We start from the raw sequence: 945 nt of genomic DNA, 5'->3' as shown, positions 1-945 counted from the left end.
GAGGTGGAGACCACTCCGCCGGCGAACTGCTGACGGCAGCCGCCGCCGGGCAGGCCGCACACGCGGTCGGCGCTCGGGTACCCGAGGACGCCGCGTTCCCAGCCGGTCGCCTTCCACCCGTCGCGGACGGGACCGACGACCGCGTGCGTGCCCCCGGTGGTCGAGGAGTAGATCGAGCCGCCCTGGAAGTGCTGGAAGCAGCCCCCCTCACGCAGCCCGCAGGTCTGCTCGCCGACCGGGTAGCCCAGGTCGCCCGCCTCACGGGACTCCGCGCTCCACAGGGCCAGGAAGCCACCGGCGACGACCCGGGTGCCGGTGGCCGCCGACGTGTAGACCGTCCCCCCTTGGAAGGACTGGTAGCAGCCGCCGTCGCGCAGGCCGCAGACCTGGTCCGCGGTCGGGTAGCCCAGTGCCCCGCGCTCCCAGCCGGCCGCCTGCCAGCGGGTCCGGACGGTCGCCGGGACGACGTGGGCGCCCGTCGTGGCGGAGCTGTAGACCGAGCCGCCCTGGAAGTGCTGGAAGCAGCCGCTGTCGCGCAGCCCGCAGGTCGTGTTGCCGGTCGGGTAGCCCAGCAGCCCGCGCTCCCACTGCTGCGCCCCCCACGCCGACCGGGCAGGTTCGGTCACCACCGAGGCCGGGGTGGAGGCGGACACGTACACCGCACCGTGCTCGAACGCCTGGAAGCAGCCGCCGTCGGTGTACCCGCAGCGCAGCTCACCGGTCGGGTAGCCCAGCACGCCGCGCTCCCACCCCGAGGACCGCCAGGCCGCCAGGACCTCACCGGCCACGACCCGCGCCCCACCCGCGGTCGAGGAGTACACCGAGCCGCCCTGGAAGTGCTGGAAGCAGCCACCGTCGCGCAGCCCGCACACCGTGTCGGTCGTCGGGTACCCCAGGGGACCGGTCTCCCAGCCCTGCCCTCCCCACCTGACCAGCTGCGCGCCG

1 protein-coding gene is annotated in these 945 nt (G+C 75.0%); it reads right to left on the bottom strand.

What is annotated here, in order from left to right; all coding sequences use genetic code 11:
- Positions 1-945 (bottom strand): LGFP repeat-containing protein (locus ACI8AX_RS23585; RefSeq protein WP_456552309.1); only part of this gene is annotated, 945 nt, incomplete at both ends.

This window comes from Blastococcus sp. SYSU D00813 (genome assembly GCF_054050735.1).
The sequence above is the reverse complement of the archived record's forward strand: the minus strand, read 5'-3'. Positions and strand labels throughout refer to the sequence as shown.